At 66.3% G+C, this 25491-nt stretch carries 17 protein-coding genes and 1 pseudogene; 13 read left to right on the top strand and 5 right to left on the bottom strand.

Going from position 1 to position 25491, the window contains the following annotated elements; genetic code table 11:
• Nucleotides 1-29 precede the first annotated feature (29 nt).
• From GO592_RS35930 to GO592_RS35905, 5 genes are read right to left on the bottom strand one after another with little or no spacing between them, the layout of a single operon-like run.
• A complete protein-coding gene (locus tag GO592_RS35930) occupies nt 30-1580 on the bottom strand; it encodes a peptidoglycan DD-metalloendopeptidase family protein (RefSeq protein WP_011599412.1) in 1551 nt (516 codons plus the stop codon).
• Nucleotides 1577-2428, bottom strand: a complete 852-nt coding sequence (locus GO592_RS35925; RefSeq protein ID WP_011599413.1) for a hypothetical protein — start codon at nt 2426-2428, stop codon at nt 1577-1579. Before GO592_RS35925 ends, GO592_RS35930 begins: the two co-directional genes overlap by 4 nt.
• Nucleotides 2428-7575 (bottom strand): hypothetical protein, encoded by a 5148-nt coding sequence (locus GO592_RS46730; RefSeq protein ID WP_443218443.1) that lies wholly within the window; start codon nt 7573-7575, stop codon nt 2428-2430. Before GO592_RS46730 ends, GO592_RS35925 begins: the two co-directional genes overlap by 1 nt.
• On the bottom strand, nt 7572-7976 hold the full coding sequence (locus tag GO592_RS35910; RefSeq protein WP_011599416.1) for a hypothetical protein: 405 nt from the start codon (nt 7974-7976) through the stop codon (nt 7572-7574). The genes GO592_RS46730 and GO592_RS35910 overlap by 4 nt, the downstream gene beginning before the upstream one ends.
• A 38-nt stretch (nt 7977-8014) precedes the next feature.
• Entirely contained in the window at nt 8015-8332 is a 318-nt protein-coding gene (locus tag GO592_RS35905; protein WP_011599417.1) for a hypothetical protein, read from the bottom strand.
• A 1219-nt stretch (nt 8333-9551) separates the two neighbouring features.
• On the opposite strand from GO592_RS35905, the gene GO592_RS35900 reads away from it, so the two are divergent.
• From GO592_RS35900 to GO592_RS35835, 13 genes and pseudogenes are all read left to right on the top strand, one after another.
• Nucleotides 9552-11660 (top strand): FtsK/SpoIIIE domain-containing protein, encoded by a 2109-nt coding sequence (locus GO592_RS35900; protein WP_041813204.1) that lies wholly within the window; start codon nt 9552-9554, stop codon nt 11658-11660.
• Nucleotides 11661-11756: 96 nt separating this feature from the next.
• Nucleotides 11757-12101, top strand: coding sequence for a hypothetical protein (locus GO592_RS35895; protein WP_011599420.1), 345 nt, complete (start codon nt 11757-11759; stop codon nt 12099-12101).
• A 5-nt stretch (nt 12102-12106) separates the two neighbouring features.
• Nucleotides 12107-13447, top strand: a complete 1341-nt coding sequence (locus GO592_RS35890) for a nucleotide-binding protein (RefSeq protein WP_011599421.1) — start codon at nt 12107-12109, stop codon at nt 13445-13447.
• 77 nt (nt 13448-13524) lie between these two features.
• Entirely contained in the window at nt 13525-14799 is a 1275-nt protein-coding gene (locus tag GO592_RS35885; protein WP_011599422.1) for a hypothetical protein, read from the top strand.
• 72 nt (nt 14800-14871) lie between these two features.
• Nucleotides 14872-15552, top strand: a complete 681-nt coding sequence (locus GO592_RS35880) for a hypothetical protein (protein WP_041813209.1) — start codon at nt 14872-14874, stop codon at nt 15550-15552.
• A gap of 766 nt (nt 15553-16318) precedes the next feature.
• The gene (locus GO592_RS35875) at nt 16319-17353 is read left to right on the top strand and encodes a DUF2637 domain-containing protein (protein ID WP_011599425.1); all 1035 of its coding nucleotides are present in this window, start codon (nt 16319-16321) and stop codon (nt 17351-17353) included.
• A gap of 470 nt (nt 17354-17823) precedes the next feature.
• Nucleotides 17824-19836 carry a cutinase family protein gene (locus tag GO592_RS35870; protein WP_192815039.1) on the top strand — a complete coding sequence of 671 codons (2013 nt, stop codon included), beginning with the start codon at nt 17824-17826 and terminating at the stop codon, nt 19834-19836.
• Nucleotides 19837-20340: 504 nt separating this feature from the next.
• Nucleotides 20341-21150, top strand: coding sequence for an N-formylglutamate amidohydrolase (locus GO592_RS35865; RefSeq protein WP_011599428.1), 810 nt, complete (start codon nt 20341-20343; stop codon nt 21148-21150).
• 38 nt (nt 21151-21188) lie between these two features.
• Complete coding sequence (locus GO592_RS45050; protein ID WP_237723825.1) at nt 21189-22301, top strand: hypothetical protein; 1113 nt, start codon at nt 21189-21191, stop codon at nt 22299-22301.
• Nucleotides 22302-22773: 472 nt separating this feature from the next.
• Entirely contained in the window at nt 22774-23115 is a 342-nt protein-coding gene (locus GO592_RS35850; protein ID WP_011599431.1) for an ArsR/SmtB family transcription factor, read from the top strand.
• Between the two features lie 126 nt (nt 23116-23241).
• Nucleotides 23242-23748, top strand: coding sequence for an SRPBCC family protein (locus tag GO592_RS35845; protein WP_011599432.1), 507 nt, complete (start codon nt 23242-23244; stop codon nt 23746-23748).
• A pseudogene (locus GO592_RS35840) lies at nt 23748-24368 on the top strand (dihydrofolate reductase family protein). Before GO592_RS35845 ends, GO592_RS35840 begins: the two are co-directional and overlap by 1 nt.
• Before the next feature lie 632 nt (nt 24369-25000).
• Nucleotides 25001-25480 (top strand): hypothetical protein, encoded by a 480-nt coding sequence (locus GO592_RS35835; RefSeq protein ID WP_011599435.1) that lies wholly within the window; start codon nt 25001-25003, stop codon nt 25478-25480.
• The last annotated feature ends 11 nt before the right edge of the window (nt 25481-25491 follow it).

The raw sequence follows: 25491 nt of genomic DNA, 5'->3' as shown, positions 1-25491 counted from the left end.
TCCTCCTTCAGTTGCGGGCAGTTCACTCATCACATCACCCTCCGTGCTTTCATCCCGCCCATCAGCGGCGCTTCCTTCACGACGTCGCCGGTGGTCGGGGCGTGGATCATGCGTCCGCCACCAAGGGCGATGCCGACGTGACCCGGCCCAGACCCGGCCCAGGATCCGAACACGAGATCACCCGGTTGGGCCTGATCGATGGGAATCTCGGTGCCAACGGTCCACTGCTGCTCCGAAGTGCGTGGCAGTGTGACCTTGCCGCCGCTGCCGGTGAAGATGGCGTAGCTGGTCAGGCCGGAACAATCGAAGCCCCCGCCGGACGGTCCGCCGGTGCTACCTCCACCCCAGACATACGGGGTGCCGAGGTACTGCCGGGCGGCCGCGACGACCTGGCCGCCGTCTTTCGATCCGTTCGGGACCAGGCGGCCGGTGGAACTCAGGGAGGTGTACTTGGCCTGGCCGAGGATGATCTTTGCGACGTAGTTCTGGGTCTCAGCGTATGGGGGGATGCCGCGGTGAGCCTGCACCGCACCGAAGCCTGCGTTGTACGCGGCCAGTGACAGCTCGACCGGGTCTCCCATGACGGTGCCGACCGCGAGCGCGGCGTTGACCTGGTTGTTGAGCGCGCACATGAAATGCCCCTGAGCCATGACGGCGTCGCCGATCGAATTGGGGTCGACCTTGCCATCGCCGTCGTAGTCCTTGCCCCAGGTCGCCCAGGTTCCGGGCATGAACTGTGCAGGTCCGAGAGCACCGGAGGGGGAGGTGGGGGCGTTGGCGCCGTGCCTGAACTGATTCTCGGCGTGGAGCTGCGAGGACAGGACCGGGGGCCGAATGCCGGGGCAGATGCTGCCGGCCTTGCGGATCCACGGATCGAATTCGGCCGGCACCGAGCCGGCGGCCAGCTCACCGCCGCCGACGGTCCCGAAGCCCGCGCAGTTGATCGGCGACGACAAGGAGGCCAGCCGCACGTCCGCGCCGTCCGGCGCGCCAGGAGGTGAGGCCGTGCTGCCCAGTTTGATCATCGGGTCCACGGCGGTGCCGCCTTGGAAACGGCCGCCTTCCCAGTACTCGAAATGCAGGTGGGCGCCGGTGCTTTGGCCGTCGTCGCCGATGGTGGCGATGTGGTCACCGGCCCTGACCTGTTGGCCTTCGCGGGCGATTAGCCCGTCGGTGAACATGTGTCCGTAGACGGTGGAGACCGGTGTGTCGCCGACGAGGGAGTCGATGACGATCCAGTGTCCGAATCCGGTGGCGGTGCCGGAACGGACGACGAGGCCGTCGAGGGCTGCATAGATCGGGGTGCCGATGGGACCGGCGAAGTCGACGCCCTGGTGTTCGGTACCCCACCGTGGCCCGAAGCCGGAGGTGAACGTGGTGGTCCCGGCCCTCGTCGGTGCAGTGATCGGTCCGGAGGCGCGCAGCTGACCACCGGCGGGCGTGCCCGGATCGCTATCGGTGGAGGTTGCCTCGCATCCATCGTGGGGGATGACCGGCTGGGGGGCGCAGGCCGTCGTGCTGACGACTGTGGTGGCTGCGGCCGCGAGTAGCAGCGCTGTCCCGCGCTGGCGAAGTGTCACAGGGCTCCCGGGATCGGGGTGTCGAGTTCGGGGATCGGGATAGGCCCGGGCTCTGGAACGGGCACCGGCACGGGTGTCGGTTCGGGCTCGGACATCGCTGGCGGTGCGGTGACAGATTCGGGGGCCGAGGTCGTCGTCGACGGTTTCGGCTGGCTGGTGATCGGCTGCGTTGCAGTCTGGGGCGTGGTCGAGTGCGAGGAGGTTGAGGGGACACTCACTAGGGTCGGCGCGGCGCCGAGTTTGCTGACCTCGTCGCGGTCGAGAGTGGGAAACGGGTTCTGGACCTGCCATTTCGCCCCGCTCGGGGACTCGGCCACCTGCACGGACACGCGCAGGTCGCCGGCCTGAGTGGGGATGGTGACCTCTGCCCGCCGCGCGCCACCGGCGCCAGTGACCGTCTCACTAGTCGTGGGCCCGGTGATCGCGACGGGCACCTGTGGACGTGCGACGACGATCGTGTCACCGGGGGTGTCGATGGTGTACCGGCCGAGTTTGGTTCTCCACTCGGTATTCGACTGTGTGATGTCCACGTAGCTGTGCGCATAAGCCATCGCTGTGGCGGGCGCGCTCTTCCCGGCCGCGGCCGTCGTTAGGCCTGCGATGGCCGACTCGGTCACCTCGATGAGGTCGTAGGTGACCTCGTTTCCTTGTGCAGGAGTCGTCGTCGGTGCACCGGTCACCGCCGCGGTACTCGGCGTATGGCTTGTAGGAGGGGATTCCCCGAATACGGTGCCCGCAACGAATAGAACGGCGAGAATGGCGGCCATGCTGATCATTAGGTTGGTGCGCGAGTACAGCACCCACCGGCGGATCGGGGCGAGGACCGGGTTGCCTGCGGGGCGGGCCATCAGGTGAAACTCTCGCTCGGGTGCGTGCGCACTTCGGGAGTCAGCGACGGCGCGTACAAGCGGGTATTCGACCGCGGCGGAGCTGAAATACTGGCGGGCGCGGACGCGGCGGGGACGTTCCCTGGTGAGGTGTCCTTGCGGGTCGGAGTGAAGACCCTCGTCGGTGCGATGGCAGAACCCGCTCCGCCGTCCCATGTCTCACTGACCCTCGGGGTGTCACCGCGGCGCGCTCCGCCACCCGAGCGGCTGGCTTCGAGCGCTTGCAGCGCCGTGCGTCGCCCGCGGCCGACGCGCGTGTTCGCGGTGTCCTGTTCGCGATGCTTGCCGCCCATGGCGAGGTTCATGTGGCGGGCGTCCTGAGATTCCTTGCGTGAGTCAGCCAGCCGTTGCAGGAGGTCCATCTTTCTGTGGGCGGCGATCCGAGTTTGGTCGGCCTCGTGCCGGCGACGCTGGTTAAGTTCGCGCCCCTCCGGGCGGGCTGGGGCTGCGAAGTTGATGTCGGAGTCTTCGTCGGTGAAGCCGTCCTTGGTTTTTTTGCGTAGCGCACCGACTCCTTCCTCGACCATCGCGCCGGCCGGGCCACCGATGACCGCGCTGGCGCCCTTGAAGACCTTCTGCTTCATCGAGGTCTGCGCGTGACGGGCCTTTCGGTTGAGGGCGCCGGCGCGGTTCTGGGTGAAGGTTTGAGAGACCCGTTTGAACGGGCGCATGATGAACCAGCACACCAGGGTCAAGATGACCATGAACCACAACCGCCATGACCCGTCGATTTGCCCGTTGTCGGTGACGTACAACTTCACCAGGGCCAGCAGGTAGAGGGCGACGATGACGGAACCCGCCACGCCCCACATGTAGGCGCTGGCGATCATCCGGCACACTCGCATCAGCGTTCCCGCGTGAGCGGCTGCGAGCGGTATCCATATCGGGGCGAACAGGATGGCCAGGCGGATGGCGAGCAGCGCGATGAGCTTCAGCACCGATGCACCGATCCACAGGAGCGACGGCATGCCGACCTTGACCATTGCCATGAATCCGATTCCGGTGCGGCCGGAGTCCTTGCCTTGGAACGTGTAATAGGACAGTCCGTAGTCATCGTTGAGTGGCTTGACGATGTCGTCGCGAAAGATGCCCTCCTTCTTCGCCTTCAGGTCGCTCTCGACACCCGAATCTGGTGCGTTCTCGATCTGCTGCTGTTCCTCGTAGGAGAATGCGAGCGCATCGCGCAGCTTGGGGCCGAGCTGGTTCTCGTTGTCGCGGTAGTTCGGACCGAACCAGCCCTTACGCCAGTCGTCGAGAAAGATGTCGTCGAGCAGTACGTCGCGAGGCCCTTTGCCGCTGCCGGAGACCGAGAGCATCTCGTTCTGGGTGTCGGTGATTACTGCCCCGAATGTGTCGTCGGCGAGCCGGATTGCCTGCTGGGGTGCGCCGATCAGCAGAGCGCCGAGGGCGAGAGCGGCTCCACCGACGGCCATGGATTTCGTGACGCCGGCAGCGTTTGACTTGAGTGCGTGCCAGAGCATGATCGAGGCAGCCGCGGTCAGTCCGATACCGAGCCAGAGGCCGTAGATGCCGAGCATGCCGTTCGAGATCGAGGAGACGACCTGGTCGAACTGTTCCATTGCGGGTGCGACCCCGGCGTCTTCGGCGGCCTGACCGGTCTTGGTTTGGTCGTCGAGCCAGAATGCGGCCGCGGCCAGGGACTTCCCGATCGTCAGGAATCTATTGCCCCAGTCGGTGTCGGTGACGGCGCCGGGGGCGCGCACCAGGTCCATGCCGCAACCGAGATCGTAGGTGTACCACTGCAGGCCGGCCCACCCGTAGGTGGTGTATCCGGTGACCCCGTTGTCGGGGCGGTTCTGGCTGGTCGCGTCGAAGACCCCGGGGAACGCCCCCTTGGGGTACTCCGGGGCGGGGACTTCGTCGCACGCGAAACCGCTGGCCGCCGCGACGGGGGAGAGCGGGTCGACGAGCAACGGGGCCAGCACCAGGGCGAGGACTGCCAGAAGACACCCCAGCCGACCCGTCAGGCGTCGATTCGGGCTCGCCTCGGGGTTGCCGGACCGATAAGTGCCTGCGGGCCGAAAATGCAGGTCGAGTCGCCGCAGGGTGGTGGTCATGCGGCACCTCCGAGGGCGTTCTTTGCGGTACTCGAGTTCAAAGCGGCGAACACGTGGGACAGGTGCACGTAGTGGACCCAGCTCGACCGGACCAGTTCGACGTCGTCGGCCATCCGGACCATCCACCGGCGGGCCTGATCCTGGTAGGAGGTGTCGGTGTCCTCGTCGAGGGTGTCCTCGCCGCCGCTGCCGAGTTCGGCGAGGAACTGCTCGAAACCCTGCCCGGCAGGGAGTTTGAGGAGCTTGAGGGCGCCGTCGATGGCGTGCGGGTCGCCGCCGACGTCGCCCACGAAAACCTCGTAGGTCAGGGCGGTCTTGTCGTCGGTGCCGTCGAGGCCGAGGAAGTCGTCGGGCAGCTGCGAGCACACCAGGGCGCGGACCTTGAACTTGCGAGTCGCGAGCGATCCGCAGGTTCAGGGTGCGGCCCGCACCGGTGGATTCGAGGTACTTGTTCTCGTCGAGGAACAACACCTTGCGGACGTGCCTCGGCTTTTCGTAGACGAGCCGGTTCGCCAGCCACGCGGCCATGTGCATCAACGGGGCGGTCATCCGCTGCTGCGGGGTCCACTGCGAGGAGGGAACACCCTCGGGTGGAAGCTGCAGGCCAGGCATCGTGAGAATGGTGAGCCGGATGTCTGCGTCGAAGTCGTCCATGCCACTGCCGACCGTGCCGGCTTCTGGGAAGAGCACCCGGGCTTCGGCCAGTCGGGACATCAACTCCAGCTGCTGATACACACCACCGGCGCAGGTGCGCACGGCCTGATCGGGATCGGTCTCACCGATCGCCTTGATGGCGGCGAGCACTTCACCCAGATTGTGGTCGCGATCCCCACCGACCCGATTGGCGGCCAGGTGCAGCACCGATTCGGTGTGCTCGAGATGCAGATGCCGTTCGGTGAGCATCATCTTCAGCACCGACACCGCGACCTCGACCCGCTCGGCGGCCGCGGCGCGCATGTCCGCGTCGTACTTCGCCTGCGCCGCAGCGAACGGGTCCGCGGCCCGCGCGAAGTCCGCGTGGCCGGTGTCGTACTCGGGGTCATCGCGCCGCGGGTCGATGATCACCCGGTACGGGTTGAGCGCCCCGGGGCGTGAGTCGCGACCGGTGAGCGCGTAGACCCGGGCGATGTCCCGGAACTCGGGCAGATTCGCCAGCTCCTTCAGCGGCCCCGAGGGATCGAGGACGACACCGTAGGCACCCGCGCGCACCGCCTGGTAGACGACCATCCCGGCCAGGAACGTCTTACCGGAGCCGGGCACAGCGACGATCGGGGTCAGCCCGGACTTGTGCTTGATCTCATGCGCGGCGAAGCAATCCCAAATCACAGGGCGCGGTGCGATCGACGACGTCTCCCCGAGCACCACCCCGCGGCGGTCACCGATCCGGTCACCGGCGGTGGCCATGCCCGCGGCAACTGCTTCGACGTCCATGTGCCGTTTGTTGGCGATGTTCGCGAGCGGCTCGCCGGGGATGAATTCGCGCAGCAGCTGGAACTGACCGTGCTCCTGCTCGAGGGCGATGTGCGGCTTGTACATCTCCCGCAGGCCGGCCGCCTTCTTGCGTGCTTCGTCGGGTGTCGCTCCGACGACGGCGACCCTGTACCAGCCTGAGGTGCGGGTGGATAGCCCGGAGTGGTCTTCCTCGACGTCGGAGATGACATCCTGAACGCGGGCGTGCTGCTCGGCCAGCTCTTTCGGCGGGTCCTCGTCGTGTTCGACGGTGTAGTGGTCGAACTGGGACTTGATCTTTCCGGTGAGCGCACGCATTGTGCGGACGGTCTTTGCCTTGTCGTGCAGCTCGATCCGATCCGACCATTCGAGCGGCTCACCTGACGGGTCGCCGATGACCTGCCAGGGCAGCATCCGCTCCGGGATCGGTAGCGGTGCCATCCGTCCGACGGTCAGGACGATGACCGCGCCGGTGTAGCGACGGCCCTCGACGACCCCGGAGACGGTGGTGTAGCCATCCCCTGGGGTGAGGGACAGGTCAGTGAGGTCTTCGAGGGCGGCGACATCGTCCTTTTCCCAGTCGCCGGCACCGGCCGCTGCGCCGCCCGCAGCCAATGGCAGGCCGATGGTCGCCGACCGCCGCAGCAGGTAGTCGATCGCAGCCGGTGACGCTGGTGCGGCGTTAACGCCTCGGCCGGCCATGATCCGCTCCAGTTCGGCGAGATGATCGAGAAGCGCTGCCTCCTCGCGCGCGAAGGCGTCATCGGCCCAGCCGGTGATCATGGACGAGAGGGTGCCCACGAGTGGCCAGTTCGCGACGTAGCCGAGGGTGTGGGCAAGATAGTCGAGACCGATCCCGAGCACCGATCGCTGAGGCAGCTCGATGCCCCAGTAGCGGCCCTTGATCGTCGCGTTCGACCACAGCATCGCGTGCTGCTGGCCACGCAGGTACTCCGCCCACGACAATGCGTCTGGCACATCGTCGATCGGAGCAGCCCACTGGTCGTGGTCCTTTGCCCACTGCTCGACAGGAAACGGCGTGCGCACCAGACGTCGGTGCAGTCGCTCGACACCGGCCTGCTGCAGGTTGGTCAGTACCATCGCCTCGTCCCGGATGAAGCGCCGCTGCTTGCCGGTAGTGCGGAAATTCCACGGCCCCTGCTTCTGCACAAACCATGCCATTGACGTGCGTGAGGTGCGGGTGATGTGTCCGGAGGTCCCGGTCAGTTGCAGTCGCACCGCCTTCCGGGCACTATCGGCGCGCTTCTTTGCCGCCGCCTTCTCGCGATCGGCGGGCGTCTTCCCGCGTCGTTTAAGGCGCTTGCGTCCCCGCTCCCGCTTGCGGGTGTCCTCGGCCAGGACGGCGGGGTCCTCTGCCTGTGGGTCGACCTCCTCGGACGCCTCGGCGACCGGGTATGGGGGGAATTGCACTTCAGACCACGCCCGCGGGCCCTGTTGTGAAACCGGCGTCTGTTGTCCCGCAGCCCATGACGGCGGCAACGCTCCCGGCGGGATCACCGGCACCGGATCTTCGAGCTGAGGATCGAACAGCGATGCGATGTCGTTGTCGTACGTGGTCATCGGTGTGGGTCCTCACTGTCGATACGGGCAGTCGCGTCGTCAGGTCGCGTACCGGTGGTTAGTCGGTCGGGGAGGGTGACACTGATCGTCTCCCCGGGCTTCGGGGGACGCGGGGCGCCCAAGTCGTTGACAGCAGCCTTGAACACCGACCGCAGCGGCCGATCCGGAGTGACGTACTTCGCGATCCCCGTAGTGGCCCACACGGTCACGAGAACCATCACCAACAATGGCTTGAACCCGAGCGGCACGTGGAGGATGGCGCGGGCAATCAGAAACACCAGCACGAACACCGCGGCGCCCACCAAGCCTGCGGTGTACCGAATCCGCACCGGCAGGGTGTAGCCAGTCGGACCGAGATAGTGGCGGTCCACCCGATACAGCAGGTCATCGTTGTTGATCACCTAACGCTCCCTTCTCCGCGTAGGAACCGTCGCGGGTGTCAGGCGTTGATGCCGAAGAGGCCGAGAACCCAGTTCCCAAGGCCCTTGGCTGCGGATTCCGAGGTGGCGATACCGACGAACGCCAGACCCACTAACGTCAACCCGCCGACGGTGAACACCTTCGACAGATTCCCGCGAAGGCCACCGGTCAGGACGACACACGCGATGACGACCAAGATGGTGAAGACGATGTTGTCCTCGATCCACTTCCTGAGCCCGCCGGTACTGACCTCCGTTTGCTGGGCAACGATCGAGATGTCGGGGGCGGGGTGCTCAGCGCTCGCGAGGTCGACGACGGTGGAAGCGATTGCGGACATGGTGCCTCTCCAACAGGGTGCGTAACCGATATGGGCGAACGTGGTTGTGCGGGAACGTAGGAGACATACGCTGCGAGAATCAACGTGACCTGTGGATAACTTTCCGATCCGAGTCGAAGTGGGCCGGGGCGGTGTCGGGCGATCGTGGGGGGCGAGATGAGAGTAGGGCGGGAACCGGAAAGGGTCTGGGCACCCAGGTGTGTGCTGCTCGCGGCTCGGCTTCGGGCGTAAGCGCATCACGCGATCGGAAAACCGGCACACCAATTGATCGCGCGCCAATCCAGCAGTGGATCAACCGAGCCGGACGAATGCCGGGAAGCCTCCACGTTCGGGCGCATCGCCACGACCGATCGAACATGACACCCTCGACGTCTCGCATTGGAGACGCAGTTGAGCATCGCGAACCGGCTGCGAGAGACGGGTCAGGACATCGCCCGAACCGTAGAGCATTCCCACCGTGCCGCCAACCGTCCGGTCGGGGCGATGTCGGAATGGGTGGATTTCGGCGATCCGGCCGAGCGTGTCGAGAGGCGGGTGAAAACACCGTCCCCTTCGGGGGGTCACTCCCCGGCCCTTCGGGCCTAGGGGAGTGTACCTGGGAAAAATGCTTCGCGCCAATCGATTTCAAAGCGTGCTGTTCACACGCTATGGAGCGCGTTCGTCGGAACGCTTCGCGCAGCGCGGCAATGACCGCTCGGGTGTGGTCCCCGATCGCACTCGAGGAGCGAATGAAATCGCGTGTGGGGGCGGTCGGATCATCCGGTGTCGGGACCGCTCTGTCGCGCAATTATGGGGCGGCTCGACACGCTGCCTTTTGCGCTCAAGAAGCCACTCTGAGGGTTGTCGCATACCGATTCGCGAAGCCCCTCTTGACCTCCACCCTCGCTATCGCATGCGTGCTGGGGTCGTCGAGCATGGCGAAGCCGCTGTGTGCCCGACTCGCGTACGTCGTTGTGTGTTGCGGAAGTCGCCCGGGCGCAGGCCTTGCCGGACCGGTGACACGAGGTCCGGTTGATCTGAGCAAGCGCGCCTGCACCATCCGGCCGGGACACGAGTGCGCCGCATCGGCGGAGTGTCACGCACCGGCCGTGAGCAGCCCCCAAGCGAAGTTATCCACAGATCACGTTGAGCGCGATCACCCGACTCTGCCAGTGTGCGCATCCAACACGCCCGACCACTGTCGGAGACGGGCGCAAGTCAACCGGAAAGGGGAGGGGCGATGGCACAGCGAGATCCGCTCAAGGACATCCTGATCGAACTGCTCGGCCCCGACCCCGGCACCCGCAACAAACGCAACGCTCAGTCGGCACCCGAGTCTGCCGTCCGCGCGTACCGGACCTTCGCCCCGATCACGGTCGCCTCCGCGGCCCTCGCGTTCTACGCACCCCAACTCGCCGACACAGCGCTCACAGACACTGTCGATCAAGCCGGTCAGTTCATCACGACGGTTCACGGCTACCGCTGGCCGCTCGCCGTCCTCGCCTCCGCGTGGAGCGTGCTCGACATTCTCCGCTGGCACGGCCACCGACAGCGCCGTGCGCTCGAATCGCAGCTACGGCAGACAACCCGGCACCTGCCAGTGAAGGTTACCGTCGCGTTCCCACCCGGAATCTGTTCGCTGCGCAGCGCCAAGATCCGACTCCCCAGGGGTGCGATCATCCGCCCCAAGGAGATGGACGAATTCACCACCGCCGTCCGCGGAGCGGCCGGCCGCACCGGCACATACACCCACACCGTTCGCCATCATGCGCACCGCGACCTGATCCTGATCGCCCGCACACCCGTCGAACCAGACACCCGCTCACCACGCCATAAGGCCCTACAAACCGCGTTGTCCGCCGGCACCATCTTCAAAGAACCCGCCGTCACGGTCGCCTCCCGCGACGAGGACGGAGTCGAGACCGGCTACAAGATCACGTTCACCCCCTCGCTGAACAGCGGCGCCCGCGGCTTCCAGACCAAGGTCGACGAAGCCCTCGCCGCGCTCGCCGGCCACCACGAATCCGGCCGCACCTGGGCCACCGAATGGACCCCCTCCGAGGGATACCTGGTGATGTACCTGCGGGCACCGCTGCCCACCCGCGTCGACCACCCCCTCGCCTTGGTCGACGAGAACCTCCGCCACCTGCCCTACGCCACCGGCGCAGCGAACCTGAGCCTGTACTGGGACGTCTCGACCAAATCGAACAAACCGCACTGCCTGATCGTCGGTCCCACCGGCGGCGGCAAGACCTCGGTAATCCGCACCCTGCTCACCGAGGCCTCGCGCCGCGGAATCCCCTTCCTCGGAGTCGACCCGAAGATGATCGAACTCGACGGACTCGAGGGCTACCCCGGATGCGCGGCCATCGTCTACGACGCCGTCCGCTCCGCGATGCTCGTACGCGCCCTGCACGCGGAAATGATGGCCCGCAACCACTACGTGCACGTGAAGAAGATCGAACCCTCGCAACTGCCGCTGCTGATCGCCGTGCTCGACGAGTTCTTCATCCTCTCCGGAAAATGGCAGCGCCTGGCCAAAGACGAGGACGAGGAGATCCGCGCGCAGATCAAACAACTCGACCCGCTGGGGGCGTGGGCCGACCTCGCGGTCCTGGCCCGCTCGGCCGGCATCCGCCTGCTGCTCGGGGTGCAACGCCCGGACGCCTCCTTGTTCGGGTCGAGCTCGGGCAATGCCCGAGACAACTTCGGCACCCGGATCTCGCTCGGCAACCTGTCGCAGGACGGCGCGCTGATGATGTGGGGCGATGCCCACGTCGGCCGCGAAGTGGACACCTCCATCCCCGGCCGCGGGGTGGTCACCGCCCTCGACGGTTCCCCGGTGGATGCGCAGATGTGGTGGACCCCGAATGTCGATCCGCACCCCAACAAATGGAACCAACTCTCGAAGGAGGAGAAGGCGATCGTGCACGGCCTGACACCGACCGAGTCGCCCACGTTCGAGTTCTTCTCCACGGAGCTGCGGGAATTCGTCGAATCCGAGCGCGCGCTGGCCAGGCGGGCACGCGAGTACGGCGACGCCCCTGAACCGTCCGTCCTCACCGACTTCGCCACCGACCACGACACGGTCGGCGCCGACGATTTCGCCGACGCCATCCCGGCCTCGGCGGTCACCGAGGGAATGGTCATCCTGCTCGACGACGACGACGGCGACCAGGTGCCCGTCACCGTCGACACGGTCACGGTCATGCGGGACAAGGACACCGGCGACGTCCTCGAAACCGTCCTGTCCATCAACACCGGCGGACGGGTGAAAACCACCGTCCACTTCGACGCCACCGAGGTCGTGATGCTCCCCGAACCCGACACCGTCCTCACCACCGCGTGAGAACCACGCCCCTGGCAGCACAAGGAACCCGCACGCCGCCGCACGCCCTCTGACCACCCACGTCGCCGCACCCACCCATCGAGAGGACCCCGACCCATGAGCCGCCGCATCTCCCAGTCGATCACCCCCACCACGGACGACGTCACGGTGCTGCGTGAACCGTTCGCGGCCAAGGGCGCCAACGATCCCGTCATCGCCGAACTGCGCCGCGTCCTCAAGGCGGTCGTCCCGACATGGCTGGCGAAGCTGACCGAGGAGCAGGAACTCACGTCGGGACGCCTCGAGGAAATCAAGGCCGCCGTGGCGATGCGACGTCAGATCATCGAGGCCCTCCCCGAAGGCAAGGCACGCTCCGACGCCCTCGACGCCCTCGCCAAGGCCGAGAAGACCGTGGCCGACATGGATACGGAACTCTCGTCCGTCGGCGCCTTCGGCGGGTGAGCCGCATGCACGAGTTCACCATCGAGATCGTCTCCGACAGAGTTGCGCGTGTCGCCGGCACCGGCGACGAGCTGGTCGCCCCGGTTGGGAAGTCGATCCAGGACAGCATCTACGAATACAGCCAGAAGCGTGCCGTCGACGCCGGGGCGCCCGTCGAGGTCGCCGTCCACCGGTCCGGCCGCTGCACCCAGGTCACCGTGGCACCCGACGGAACCGCGTCCCGGTCCGCCCCAACAGGCCCCATCCCGACGAGCGCCGACCAGGGTGAGGAACCAGCAAACGCCGACATGATCGCGGAGGAACCGGTCAGCATCACGTTGGACGCACTCGGCGACACCGCTCACTCGGCACCCGATGACGCCGGGCAGGGGAGTGCGCCCCACCCCGAATACGATGCTCGCCGCCAACCGGTCTCTGTCCTGGCGGCGCCCGGAATCATCCCGGGAGCAACGGAACCGGCACGCACGGGGATACGGGGGCGACTCAACGCCGTCTTGGGGCTGAGCCTGTCCCCGAAACCATCCTCGACCGAGATGCGACTGCGCGTCGCTGCCGCGACGATTGCCGGCCCGATCCCCGAGTTCTCCACGATCACGGTGGCCAACACCAAAGGCGGGGTCGGCAAAACCCCGATCGCAGTCGGTCTTGCGCAGACATTGGCCACGCACCGCGGCGGCGCGACCGTGGTCTGCGCCGACCTGGCCGAGAGCGGCGGCAGCCTCGCCGACCGGGTCAGCGTCCCACCCCCCGGCGAGCAGAACATCTTTGGGCTCCTCGCGGCCGACCAGGCCGCCACCGGGCACCTGCGGCCCTCGGCCCTCGGCCGGCATCTGACCCGGCAACCCTCCGGCGAGGACATCGTCGCCGGCCACCACGACCTCACTGCAACACGACACGTGGGTCTAAGTGGGGACGACGCCGCGGCACTGGCCTCGATCCTCGCCCACCACCGCGAGATCCTGGTCGCCGACACTGGGAACAACCCACTCGCTGGCAGCTGGCAGTGGGCCGTCTCGGAGGCTGGCGCCCTCGTCGTGCCCGTGCCTCTGCGCCGCGATGCCGCCACCACAGCGCACCGCATGCTCCTCGACCTCGCCACCACACATCCCGGCCGACTGGACCGGACCGTGGTCATCATCACCGATGGCCCCGGGGACACCCCGATGGTCGAATCCGACACCGTTGACGCATTCATTGCCCTAGGAGTGCAGGTACTCCGCATGCCCTACGAGCCGCTGTTCGCCGGAGGGGAACGCATCGTCCCAAGCCGCCTGCGGTGTACCACCACCGACTCTTTGACCGTGATCGCCGCGACCGTCGTCGACCTGATCACCAGCACCGGCTGACCTAAACCGTGCCTCCGCCAACCCATAACCGTTCACTTACGGAAGCCGCACACACCCAGTCACGAAAGGGAAGAACTATGACCGCCCCGAAGACTCACACCAGGAACCGAGCACACCACACCGGGCGCCACCGCCAGGCCGTGCGCCAGAGCACCACCGCCGCCCTCGTGGCCGCGTGCATCGCGGCAGGGATCTCTCTCGCCCCCAACGCGGCAGCGGCACCGGGACAGGCCGGCATCAACGACAACACCGGCCAAGCCGGCATCACCGGCGACCGTGGCCAGGCCGGCGTCACCACCCCCACCCCGGAGCCGTCCCAGACCCCACAGCAAAGCTCCGAAGACGCTGGCACAACCGCGGACTGGGACACCTACATCCCGATCCCCACCGAGTACCAGAACGTGCCCACCCGCCAAGCACCCACGCACACCGAGCCCACCTACTACAACGACACCCCGTCACCGACAGGGGAGCAGCAGCAAGTCCCCGAGCCCGAGCAGCCGCCCGAGATTGCCCCGGGACACGGCGCTCCGGTCGCACCGATCCAAGCCCCTGAAGACACCTACCGCTTCGGCTACCTCACCGGACCCCGCCCGGACTGGCTGCCCAAGACCGAGGCCGACAAACTCAACAACACCAGCGCCATCCTCGAAGCTCAGGGCGCGACATTCTTCAACTCCCTCGGCGTCCCCACCACCCGCTCGGACCGCATGGCCGCCGCCGCCACAGCAGGTGCCGTCACCGCCGGTGTGGTCGGTGCGACCGCAGCTGGGGTCACCGCCGGTGCTGTGGGAGCCGCCGGCGGCGCACTGATCGGCCTCGCCGCCGGCGCCGCCATCGGCGGGCCAGTCCTCGCGGGTCCGGGCGCTGGTACCGGCGCGATCATCGGAGGCTTCGCGCTCGGCGCGCCGGCGGCCGTCACCGTCGGGGCGCTTTCCGCGGCAGGAGGTGCACTCGCGGGCGCCGCCTACGGGGCGGGTGAGAACCTTGGCGAGGCGTCCGAACCCGCACCCGTGCCGGCTCCCGAATCTGCGCCGGTCGTCGATCTGCAGCCCGCCGCCCAGTTCGTCGAACAGGCCACCCCCGCGGCGGCACAGGCCGTCGACACCGCCGCCACGACAACCACCGGTTCCGCCGCGATCGAGTGGGCTGACAACACCGCATCCGCCGTCCCCGAGGCCATCGGCCAACCGGTGATCGATCAGGCCGTCGACGCCGGAACGCAGACAGCAGCATGGGTGGCCGAACAGCCTGGCGGGAACCAACTGCTCCAGGCCGGCGCAGACCTACGCACCGCGATGCCCGCAGAGGTCGGCGCGCTCCTGTCGGCCGTCGAAACCGCGGCACGCTGAAACCGGAAGGGACCGCAGGTGAGGAAATGCAGGCGGAACAGCGGAGCGCGGAAACCGACCCGGCATCCGGCAGTGATCGACACCCTCGGACCAGCGCCCACTGCCACCACCCCGTCGGGCCGACGCGACACCACCGCGTCGTCCGGCGGGCGCGTCGCCACGAGCACACCGGCCCGACCACTCCCGCCGCCGAAATCAGAGAAGCCCGGGCAGCGGCGAGTCGGCACCAGGACCGCCATCGGCGCCGTGATGGTTCTTGCTGCGGCAGGCACCGTCGGCTGGACCGCACTGCGGGTCGGCGAGCCCGAAAACACCACCCCAGGCGCCCCGGAGACAACCCAACAACCCGAAACGGTCACAACTACCCTCGCGGCGAACTCCGATCCCGCAGAAAGCCTCTCAGCCGTACCCCGCGGTGACGAGAACCAGTGCCAGAGCGACCGCGGCGACCAGAAGACCGGAACTGGGGTCATCGCCGCATTCGAACACGCCTACTACGTGCTCCGATCCGGCCAAGCCGCACGCGCCCTCGCCGCACCAAGCTCACCGCTCCCGACGGCCGACAAGATCCAAGCAGGCATCGACACCGTCCCACTCGGCACCAACTACTGCCTCCGCACCATCGAAACCAACGACAACCACTACACGCTCGTGCTCACCGAGATGCGACCCGGCGAACCCGCCACGCAATTCACCCAGACGATCACCACCACCCATGTCGCCGGGCGCTGGCTGATCGACGTGATCGCGTGAACACGGACACCCGGCATTGCATACCCGCCGGAGGCGCCAACTTCGCCGCAGCCGCTCCGGCCCATTGCGCACTTCGCCGACCGTCGTTGCAACGAGTCCATCCCCGTGCGCCTCGAGTTGCACCGACGTGCAACTCGAGGCGCGCAATACGGCGCAACGCGGGCAACCGCCACCGTGTCCTAGGCACAGAATTGCGACCGACGGCACACCACGCAAGCAGCAACGCTTATCCGTTTTTGCACGCCGAGCTCGATCCCGCCAACGTGCACTCGTCCCGCGCAATCGGGAGAACGCCTTGCGCAACCACCACCTCACGACCCGAAACCCACGAAAGGCCGAACCGATCAATTGCGCCCTTCGACTCGGCCGGGGAAGAAAGCAGGATGCAACCGCAACCGGATGGCGCACACCCCAAGACACACATTTCGCCCGCACCGCCGGCCGCAACAGGTACGCAAGGGCGTTCGACCCGACCGCGCCCGCACACGTACACCAGGCGCAACGCCGCGACTACCAACGCTCCGTTGCGGCAACCCGTGAACGCCACCTTGCCGCAACCCGCAACATCCTCAACCCACATATGCGCAATGCACCCCCGACCAATGGGCTTGAGTGCAAGCTTTCGCATTGGGTCCGCAACGCCACTGCAACGCAACGGCATGCACCACGGTGTCCGTGCACGCTCGCGAGATCCGCAATCTGACAGCGACCGGCGCGGCGCGGCCGCGCGCAACGACCATCCCGGAACCGGAAGGACTAACCGAACATGACCGACCTCAACCTCCGCGCCGCACGAATTCAGCTCCACGCCCTCATCGCCGCATTGCTCATTGCGATCATCATTGCGGTGGGCATCACCATCGGTGCGTTCGTGCTGTCCTTCGCGGTGCAACGAGACCTCGCGCAACAGGCGGGCATTCCACACTGGCTCGCGTGGATATTCCCGGCCATAGTGGATGGCGCAATTCTCGGTGCCACGATTGCGGTCGTTGCATTGAGCAAGATCAGCGGCGGTGCGGCCGGGAAGAAATTCTTCCTGTCCCTTGCCGTCGTCGTTGTGCTCATCAGTGTGTTCGGCAACGCCTATCACGCACATCAGGCCGGTCTCCGAGCTGCTCGCGCTGTCGCAGCCGGTATTGACCTCGGCTACACACCACTCTCGCCGACGGGTGCCTCACTCATTGCGATCATCCCGCCCTTGCTCGTCCTCGCCTTCACGCACGGCGTCGGAGTCCTCATCAAGGCGATTGGGTCCGCGTACGCCGAGTTCAATACGCTCACACAGTCGCTTGCCTTCGGCAGCGGCGATGCAACGCTGGTCAACAACGCCGACCGGGGCGTTGCCGGGGACGATCGCGCGGAGGCGAGCGTTGCAGTTGGCAACGTTGACGCAAGCACGGGTGCCGCAGACGGCGAGGTCGCGCAACATGTTGCTGCCACCGCAATGACCGAGGTACTCGATGAAAGTGGGATGCGGGCGGCAGTGCCGACTACCGCGCAACTGCTGGCGTTCATCGAGGAGAGCAGTCTCGATCCGCTGGTGAAGAAGACGGCTCGAATCAAGATCACCGAACCGGCCACGACCTGGGGTCAGCTCGCCGATGCCACCGAGGCAAAAGCCCCGAGCACCGCGCTTCGCCGGTACAACAAGGCCGTCGCAGCCGCGGTCAATGCAGGATTCGCGATCCCACCGCTCCCTGCCTTCGACCGACATGATGACCTCACTAACTCCCCGGGTTCCCGGGAACGCAACGGGTCCCTGATCAGCTTGCGCAACCGGATGGCCAGTGCGCACTGCTGATCCCACCACGGCGTGAGATGCGGCGCTCCACGGGCAGGCAGGCACAGGACGAGGTCGGCCGCAGCCCACAGATTGCATGCGGCTGACGCAACGCCAGCGGTGCCTCCGAAAGCCGTTGCGCAACGCCCACCGAGAATGCCGTGGACATTAGCGCCCGACACAATCGAGGCATTGCAACAGCCGCGACGAAGCCGGATAACCCGATAGCGGCACAACATCGTTTTCGCAGGGGTTCAGGGCCGCACTCATGGACTTTCATAAACCGGACGCCACATCGACGGGGCGCCCAGTGCAGCGGTGACCACCTCGGCGAAATCCGATACAACGTGGAGTTATCCACAGGTCACGTTGATCTCACCGTACTAACCGGCCACTGTGGGCACTCAACGCGACGCGAGCGCAACCGGCTGGGGCACTGTTGTGCTCACCGAGCGGTGATCCACCCAGTCCGCCAGGTAGATGAGGTGCCAATGCCCGACACACGTCCGACCGCCCAACGCGCACTCGCCGCACTGGTCACCGCGACGGTCGCCACCGGAACCGCAGCGGTGACCGTCCCGGCGATGGCGCACGCGGACCCGGCCAGATGCGCATCGACATTCAACCTCTTCATCCCCGGAACCTGGGAAACCAACGAGCACGCCGACCCCTCCGTTGCGGTCGGCATCCTCAAACCGATCGCAGACACCATCACAGCCACCCACGGTGACCGCGCGGAGGTCTACACCCTGCCGTATATGGCCCGCGCGTTCGACAACGGAAAGACCTACGCCGACAGCAAGTCCGACGCACGCACCAAAGCAGCCAATGTGCTGACCGACGTGGCAAGCAAGTGCACGCGAACGAAGTTTACGATCACCGGATACTCCCAGGGCGCTGACGCGGCCGGCGACCTCGCCTCCGACATCGGTAACGGCAAAGGCCCCATTCGACCCGACCGGGTCCTGGCGGTCGGCCTGCTGGCGGACCCCGGCTCGGGCACCCAGGGTGAAGCCGTCGTCGGCCCCCGCGCCGCAGGAACCGGCATCGCCGACCCCCGCCCGCAGGGAATGGGCCAGCTCTCCGGCCGGGTCGCCTCCATCTGCTACACCGGCAAGGACCTGTACTGCTCCATCCAGAAGGGGACAAGCCCGCTCCTCGGGTCGCTCGGCTCCATCCTCAGCAAGACGCCCAGTGCCGAACCCGGGGCGTCCACTGGCGACGGAAGTGATGGTATTGCAACGGCATTGACCTCGGACTTCTCCAAAGCTGATCTACCAGCACTCGGCGCAAACGCCACCACGCTGGCGCAGCAAAGCAACGCAGACACGATCGACATCGCCCAGCTCGCGAACTCCGCGACGTCGCTGATGCACACCCTCACGCCGATCGCGGATCTGATCGCGACCGGCGCAGCGAACTCCGCCGCGACCACCCACCTGACCACCGCGACACCGGGAACCGCCGAGCACGCCGCCGGACAGTTCCTGACCGCCGCGTCCCAGGCCGACCTGTCGAATGCGGTGACCACAGCATCCAAGCTTGCCGACACCGCTTCGGCATTGGTCCAGTCCGGCACTGCCACCGTGCCGGCCGCGTCTCCGGAGGCGACCGCACTGTCCACCGCAGCAGGAACACTGAGCGCCCAGGTCGCGCCGCTGGCCGCCACACCCGCCGACGCACTCACGACCGCATCGAGCGTGCTGTCGGTCCTCAAGCCGAGCGTCGTCGTTGGTCAAGTGCTCAACGTGGTGACCGGCGTTGCTGCACTCGATTTTCCCGGGATCCTCCACAACCTGACCGTCCTCCCGCAGAAGGTCGCCGCTCTTGACGCACACGGGGCGCACCAGATCTCGGGGGAGTTGAACAACCAGTTTGCGCCGTTGGTCAAACTCGCCGCGGGCGTCGACCTTCGGTGGGTCTCACAAATTCTCTCGGTCATCCCGGACCCCTCCGGGTTCACCCAGATCGCCGCCCTGGTGACCTCGATCCTCGCCAATGTCGATGTCATCCGGCTCGCCAACCTGATCGGCCAGATCCAGGAAATCGCCTGGGCAGCCGTGGAGAAACTCCTCCCACCACCCGGGCAGGCGCCCGACCCACTCGGCGCCGGAGCCGCCATGACCGGACTGCTGCCCGTCGGCCTCGACATCGCCTCGGTCGCGGTGAACATGCTCACCGGCAAGGCCACCAAAACCGACCCGGCCCTCCTCGGCAAACAAGCCCACACTGCTCCAACCCCGATCAACGCCCAAGCGCAGAATCTCGACCTGAACGGGCAGAATCTCGACCTGAACGGACTGACCGGATCGCTGACCACGATGGCCAACTCCCAAGGTGCCGACGATCTCACCGCCCTGGTCGCCGAGGGGTTGAAAGCCGCATCATTCTTCGCCTCCGGCGCCCACACCGACTACAACCACCTCGTCGTCGACAACGCCGGCCGCACCGCCATCCAATGGCTCACCGACTGGCTCAACCTCCAGATCGACCGGGCCGCGTAACCGCCTTCTACCAATGATCCTGCACGTGAAGAGAGGCGAAACGCCATGGCCCCATCACGATCACACAATCCCGCTGCCCGGTGGATCTGGTGCAGGCGCTGCAAACTCCGAAGCTACCTCGCCCGATCAGACGCCAAGAGCGTCCGCAGACGCCATCACGGATCGAAAGGACTCTCGGTGTTCCCCTGCCCCCACAATCCCGGCCAGTACCACGTCGGACACCGCCCCACCGCCCTCACCCACGGAGCCATCGACCGCCGCAGACTACGTAACCAAGCACTCAAAGACCCCGAGTCGGTCACCGACCGGGACCCACCACCAACGCGTTAGCACAGCAACAGCCTGCACCCACCGAAGACTTCGACACATGCGCCTCGAAGAAGGAGATCCTATGCAAGGCACCGAGGAGGAAGACTCACCGATCAGTCGACCCTGCAGCAAATCAGAAGACACGGGCGACCTCGCGCAACGCTTGGTGAAACTGAACTCAACAAGGAAACTAATATGACCTCCTGCCACATTCAGGCCGGCCACGCGGATTCGCCGGTCATCTTGCACGTCCCGCATGCCTCCCGCTCCATCCCCGACACGGTCCGTGCCGGAATACTCCTGAGCAATGACGAGTTGCAGCTAGAGCTGGACGAATCAACCGACACTGCAACAGATCACATCGCCATACGTGCTGCGGAACTCCTCGCATCCGGGCGCCCGCGACCCTGGCTGGCCATCAACCAAATTTCCCGCCTCGTCATCGACCCAGAAAGATTCCCCGGCGACGACGAGCCCATGAACGCCGTCGGCAGGGGAGCCGTATACACCCGGACCTGCAACCGCGCGCTGCTCCGGCTCGAACCCGCCGCGGACGCGCAACGACTGATGGACTCCTATTACCAGCCCTACACCGCCGCACTCACCGGCCTGGTCGACGACAGGATCGCCACTACCGGCGCAGCCGTCATCATCGACGTCCACTCCTACCCGCGACACCCTTCCCGATTCGAGAACCCCAACAAGCCCCGCCCCGCGCTCTGCCTCGGCACCGACGACTTCCACACCCCCGGCTGGCTCCGCGAACAGGCCCTTGACGCCTTCGCGCCGCTCGGCGACATCGCCACCAACACCCCATACACCGGGTGCTATGTCCCCCTCAACCGCTACCAGCACGACCCGCGGGTGACCGCCGTGATGATCGAACTTCGCCGCGACCAGTACCTCGCAACGCCGAGCGCCGCGAACCCGGCCAAGGTGGACGCACTCGCCAGCATGCTCGCAACCCTCGTCGCCCACTGCACTCCGAAAGTGGCCGCCGACTGATGTGCCAACCCAAACCCGGGCCACGCTGCTCCCCGCACATGCGCATCCGACTCATCCGCGCCCGCACCAAACTGAACGATGCACTCCACGCACTTGCTGAAGATCCCGACAACAACACCCTCAAGCACCGCGTTCGTCGAGCCGAAGCCGCCGTCGCAGAACATGCCGCACTGTACGACTCCACCCCAGTCGGCCAGAACGAACTTCGCGAAGCAATCGCACACGAGAACAACGACACTGCTCGCAACCTGCTCAACCAACGAATGGCCGCCGCTGAAGCGTTGCGCGCACAACAGATACACGCGATGCACAATGGTCAGCAGGACCCAACTGCAAAGGACAATCACTATGAGCAACGAACCAATGCTGACCCAGGAACAACGGGAATCGTTCTGGCGTCTACACGGGTGGCGCCCGAACCTGCCGGACAGCAAGCGCCGGGAGATCGAGCAGTACTGGACCGACCCGGAGATCGTGGAGGCCGAAGCCCTCGGATTCTGATCTCCGGCCGCGAGATCACTCCCGTCGCCGAACACACTCTCTCATCGCCCATATGCGAGCGGCTGGCCGCAAAAGGTGTCAGCACACCAACGCTGTACGAACTCGACCAACGCGACGCAGACCTGTATCGAGAGCAGATGCTCGCACTCCGAAACAACAATCCCTACGCGGCCTCTGTCTACGTCTACGACACTCACGAGTACCGCGGAATGCGGATGCTCGTCACCGACGACGGGAAGGCCGGCGTCGCAGTCAACGGCGATGAGGTTGTCTCCGTCTTCGCGCACAACGATTGTGCTCATCCAAGGGCGGCATACGCGCTGCTCTCTCAGGCAACCGAAATCGGCGGGCACCGACTGGATTGCTTCGACACAGTGCTTCCCAAGATCTACGCGCAATCGGGATTCGTCCCGGTCGCCCGCCTCGCCTGGAACGACGACTACGCACCCGATGGCTGGAACTACAGCACATACCGGAACTTCAACAACGGACGGCCCGACGTCGTCTTCATGGCCTACGACCCAGCAGCAATCGGTTCGAAGTACACCAATACGGCCGCCAACTATGTCGACAACTACGACACGGGGATCGAGTCTGCCCGGAACTACTCGTCTCGCAGGACCTCTGCACCTAGTCCGGCAGAGCGGTAACCACCGAAGCGGACGCGGGCGTACCGGCTAGAACTCTGCTCGCACGACCATGCACGGCCGTGCATGGTCGTTTGCCACCAAGCTGTCCCCTCGCCTCCCCATCCTGGCGGTGATGACGGCGGGACGGGTCGCACATGCCTATGGCGCAGATTTCGATCAGGGCGGTGTCCTGCACAATTGCAACCACCGGGGACTCGACCCGCAGCATCTGGCCCACCGGGGCGGTGGGGCATCATGCGTGTCTACTCGCATGCGGAAGAGGTCCACGACGACGAGATCCGGGCCGGAATACTGCGAGTTGTGAGTGCGGGCGGAATCCGAGAGCGATCCCGCTGCCCTCGCTGCCGAGCTGAACCGGGCCCACCTGCTCTGACCTGCACGAACCATCGACAGTCCACACAGAAGGAGGGGTTCTGACCCCGTCTGAACTGCTCCTGCTTGACGCATACCCATATCGGCATATGATGCTCTCATGGCACGAGCAGCGACGACATCGGACGTCTTCAACGCGATCGCTGAGCCGCAGCGCCGGGAGATCCTGGCACTGCTGCGGGCGGGTGAGCGGCCGGTGACCGAGTTGGCCCAGGAGCTGGGGTTGACCCAGCCGGGGGCGTCCAAACACCTGCGGGTGCTCCGGGAGGTCGGGCTGGTGCGGGACCGCAAGGCAGGCAAGCAGCGCCTGTACGGCCTTGACGCCCGCGGGCTGCGACCGGTCCACGAGTGGACCGGCGGGTTCGAGCAGTTCTGGAACGAGAGGTTCGACCGGCTGGACGCGTACGTGCACGACCTCAAACAGGCAAGGCAGGAGGAGTGACCGATGGCAACAGGATGGGGCTCCGGCGCAGTCAGCGACCACCGCACGACGGCTCCGCCGGAGCAACGCAACACAGCACACCCCAGATCAAGCACCACACGAAAAGTCACACGAAGGGAAACCCGGATGCGTTCGGTACGAGGAGCAACCGTTGGCGACGGCACGGCCGACCGCGAGATAGTGATCACCCGGGTCATCAGTGCCCCACAGGAGCTGGTGTTCAAGGCGTTCACCGAAGTCCGGCACCTGTCGCGGTGGTGGGGCCCGGATGGATTCACCACCACCACGCGAGCGTTCGAGTTCCGCGTCGGCGGAGAGTGGAACTTCGTGATGCACGGACCGGACGGTACGGACTACCAGGAGTGGATCTCCTGGACAGAGATCGCCCCACCGGAGCGGATCGCGTTGCTACATGGTGAGTCCCGCGGCGACCCGAACGCTTTCGAGTCGGTCTTGACATTCGAGTCCGACGGCGCCGCGGCGACCCGGATCGAGATGCACACCCTGTTCCCCACCAAGGAGCTGCGCGACGAGGCGATCGAGAAGTACCACGCGATCGAGGGCGGCCAGCAGACCCTGAGCAACCTGGCTGCCTACGTCGCCGAGATCGTTCGGAAGGAAGTGGAGGGCTGATGGCCGGGAAACTGTTCTTCAGCGTGTCGATGTCGCTCGATGGATTCATCGCGCCCGAGTCCCTCGGGGACTTGATGGGATAGCAGTGGATGGAGCTGCAGCAGTGGATATTCCCGCAGCGGTTCTTCAGGGAGAACCCGAAGCTCGGCGAGGGCGGCGAGGAAGGGGGCGACAACGACATCGTGCAGGAGACGTTCGAGCGCACCGGCGCGAGCGTGATGGGCAAGCGCATGTTCGACGCGGGCGAGCAGGCGTGGCCGGAGGAGGCGCCGTTTCACACGCAGGTCTTCGTCGTGACGCACGAGAAGCGTGACCCGTGGGAGCGCCCGGGTGGGACCACCTTCCACTTCGTCAACGACGGCATCGAGCCCGCACTCGACCAGGCCCGCGAGGCCGCCGGGAACCGGGACGTCCGCATAGCGGGCGGCGGCGCGACGATCCTGGAGTACGTGAACGCCGGCCCGATCGACGAGTTCTCGATCGCGTTGTCACCCGTACTGTTCGGCTCCGGAATTCGCCTGTTCGACGGCGTGGACGCGGGCCGCGTGGCCCTGGAGCAGGTCCGCGCGGAGCCGACGCGGCGGGTGACCCATCTGACTTACGCAGTCCGGGAACGGTAACTGTCTCGAACTCGGCGCTCCGCCGGTGTCCTCGGTGATCCCGGGCATGACCATGACGCCGGAGGGGCCGATCTCCGCCTCGACACGAGGTTCTCCTGGAGCCACGTCGAATACGGCACCGCGAGTGTCCTCACGGCGCTGAGTGGTTACCTGGATCGGTCCCTGGACACCCGCTCGTTGTGGCCGGCGATCATGACGCACGGCATCTACGACCTGTTCGTCTTTTGGGTGATGATTCGGATGTGACGGCTGGGGCCCTGGTCTGCGTGGTCCACCACTCTCGGACGGGTTGTGCCATGCTGTGGGCACAGTGTCGAAGTCGCGGGGGTGACATGACTGTTCATACGTTGGTGCGATCCACAGGCAGGCGCGGCTGGACGGTGCGATGTGATCTGTGCGAGCGCACCTTCGCCGCTCCGTTGGCAGGCCGGCCCGAGGCGGTGGCGTTCGCCGAGACGAATGGGTGGATCGTCGGCGAGCGCACGTGGTGCCCGATGTGTGCGGCGGCCCACACCTCTCGCCGCACAGCCTGAAATCGCCGGTCCACAGCCCTGACCCGGAACTCGGGGGCGGTTGCCGGGCTGTGAGGATGGGCTCGAAGGTTTCGTCTTGCGTTGAAGGGAACGGGTGTGATGGGGGAGCTGGCCGCGGCGAGCAAGGTGCATGTGATGGTGTCGTACTGGTGGAGCCGCGGCGACGGTCTCGCCAACCACCAGCTCGGCCAGATCCTCACCCGTGCAGCAGGTATGGACCAGGTGGATCTCGCCGATCCGCAGTCGATCGACCGGGCGCTGAGGATCGCGGTCGCCGATTCTACGGTGCTGGCCGAGCTGGACCAGTGGTGGCAGATGGTCGAAACCCGCAGGGCCGGCAACGGCACCCGCAACCCGGGTCTGGGTCTGGATCAGTCGATTCGGTACCTCACCGATCGGCTCGATGCCGCCGCCGTCACTCCGGAGGTGCTCGGCGAGTGCCGCCGGCAGGTCGCCGCGGTCGATCAGGCGATCATCGGCGCGAAGGACCTTCCCGAACTCGCGCACCCGGATGCGGAGATGCTGGATCTTCTCGGCCGCTACCTGGAGGCGCGTTCCCGAGTGCTGGCCCTGGCGTGACCCCACTCGGG

The sequence above is a fragment of the Rhodococcus sp. 21391 genome, assembly GCF_016772255.1.
Taxonomy (GTDB): domain Bacteria; phylum Actinomycetota; class Actinomycetes; order Mycobacteriales; family Mycobacteriaceae; genus Rhodococcus_F; species Rhodococcus_F opacus.
This window is presented reverse-complemented; position numbering and strand designations above follow the sequence as displayed.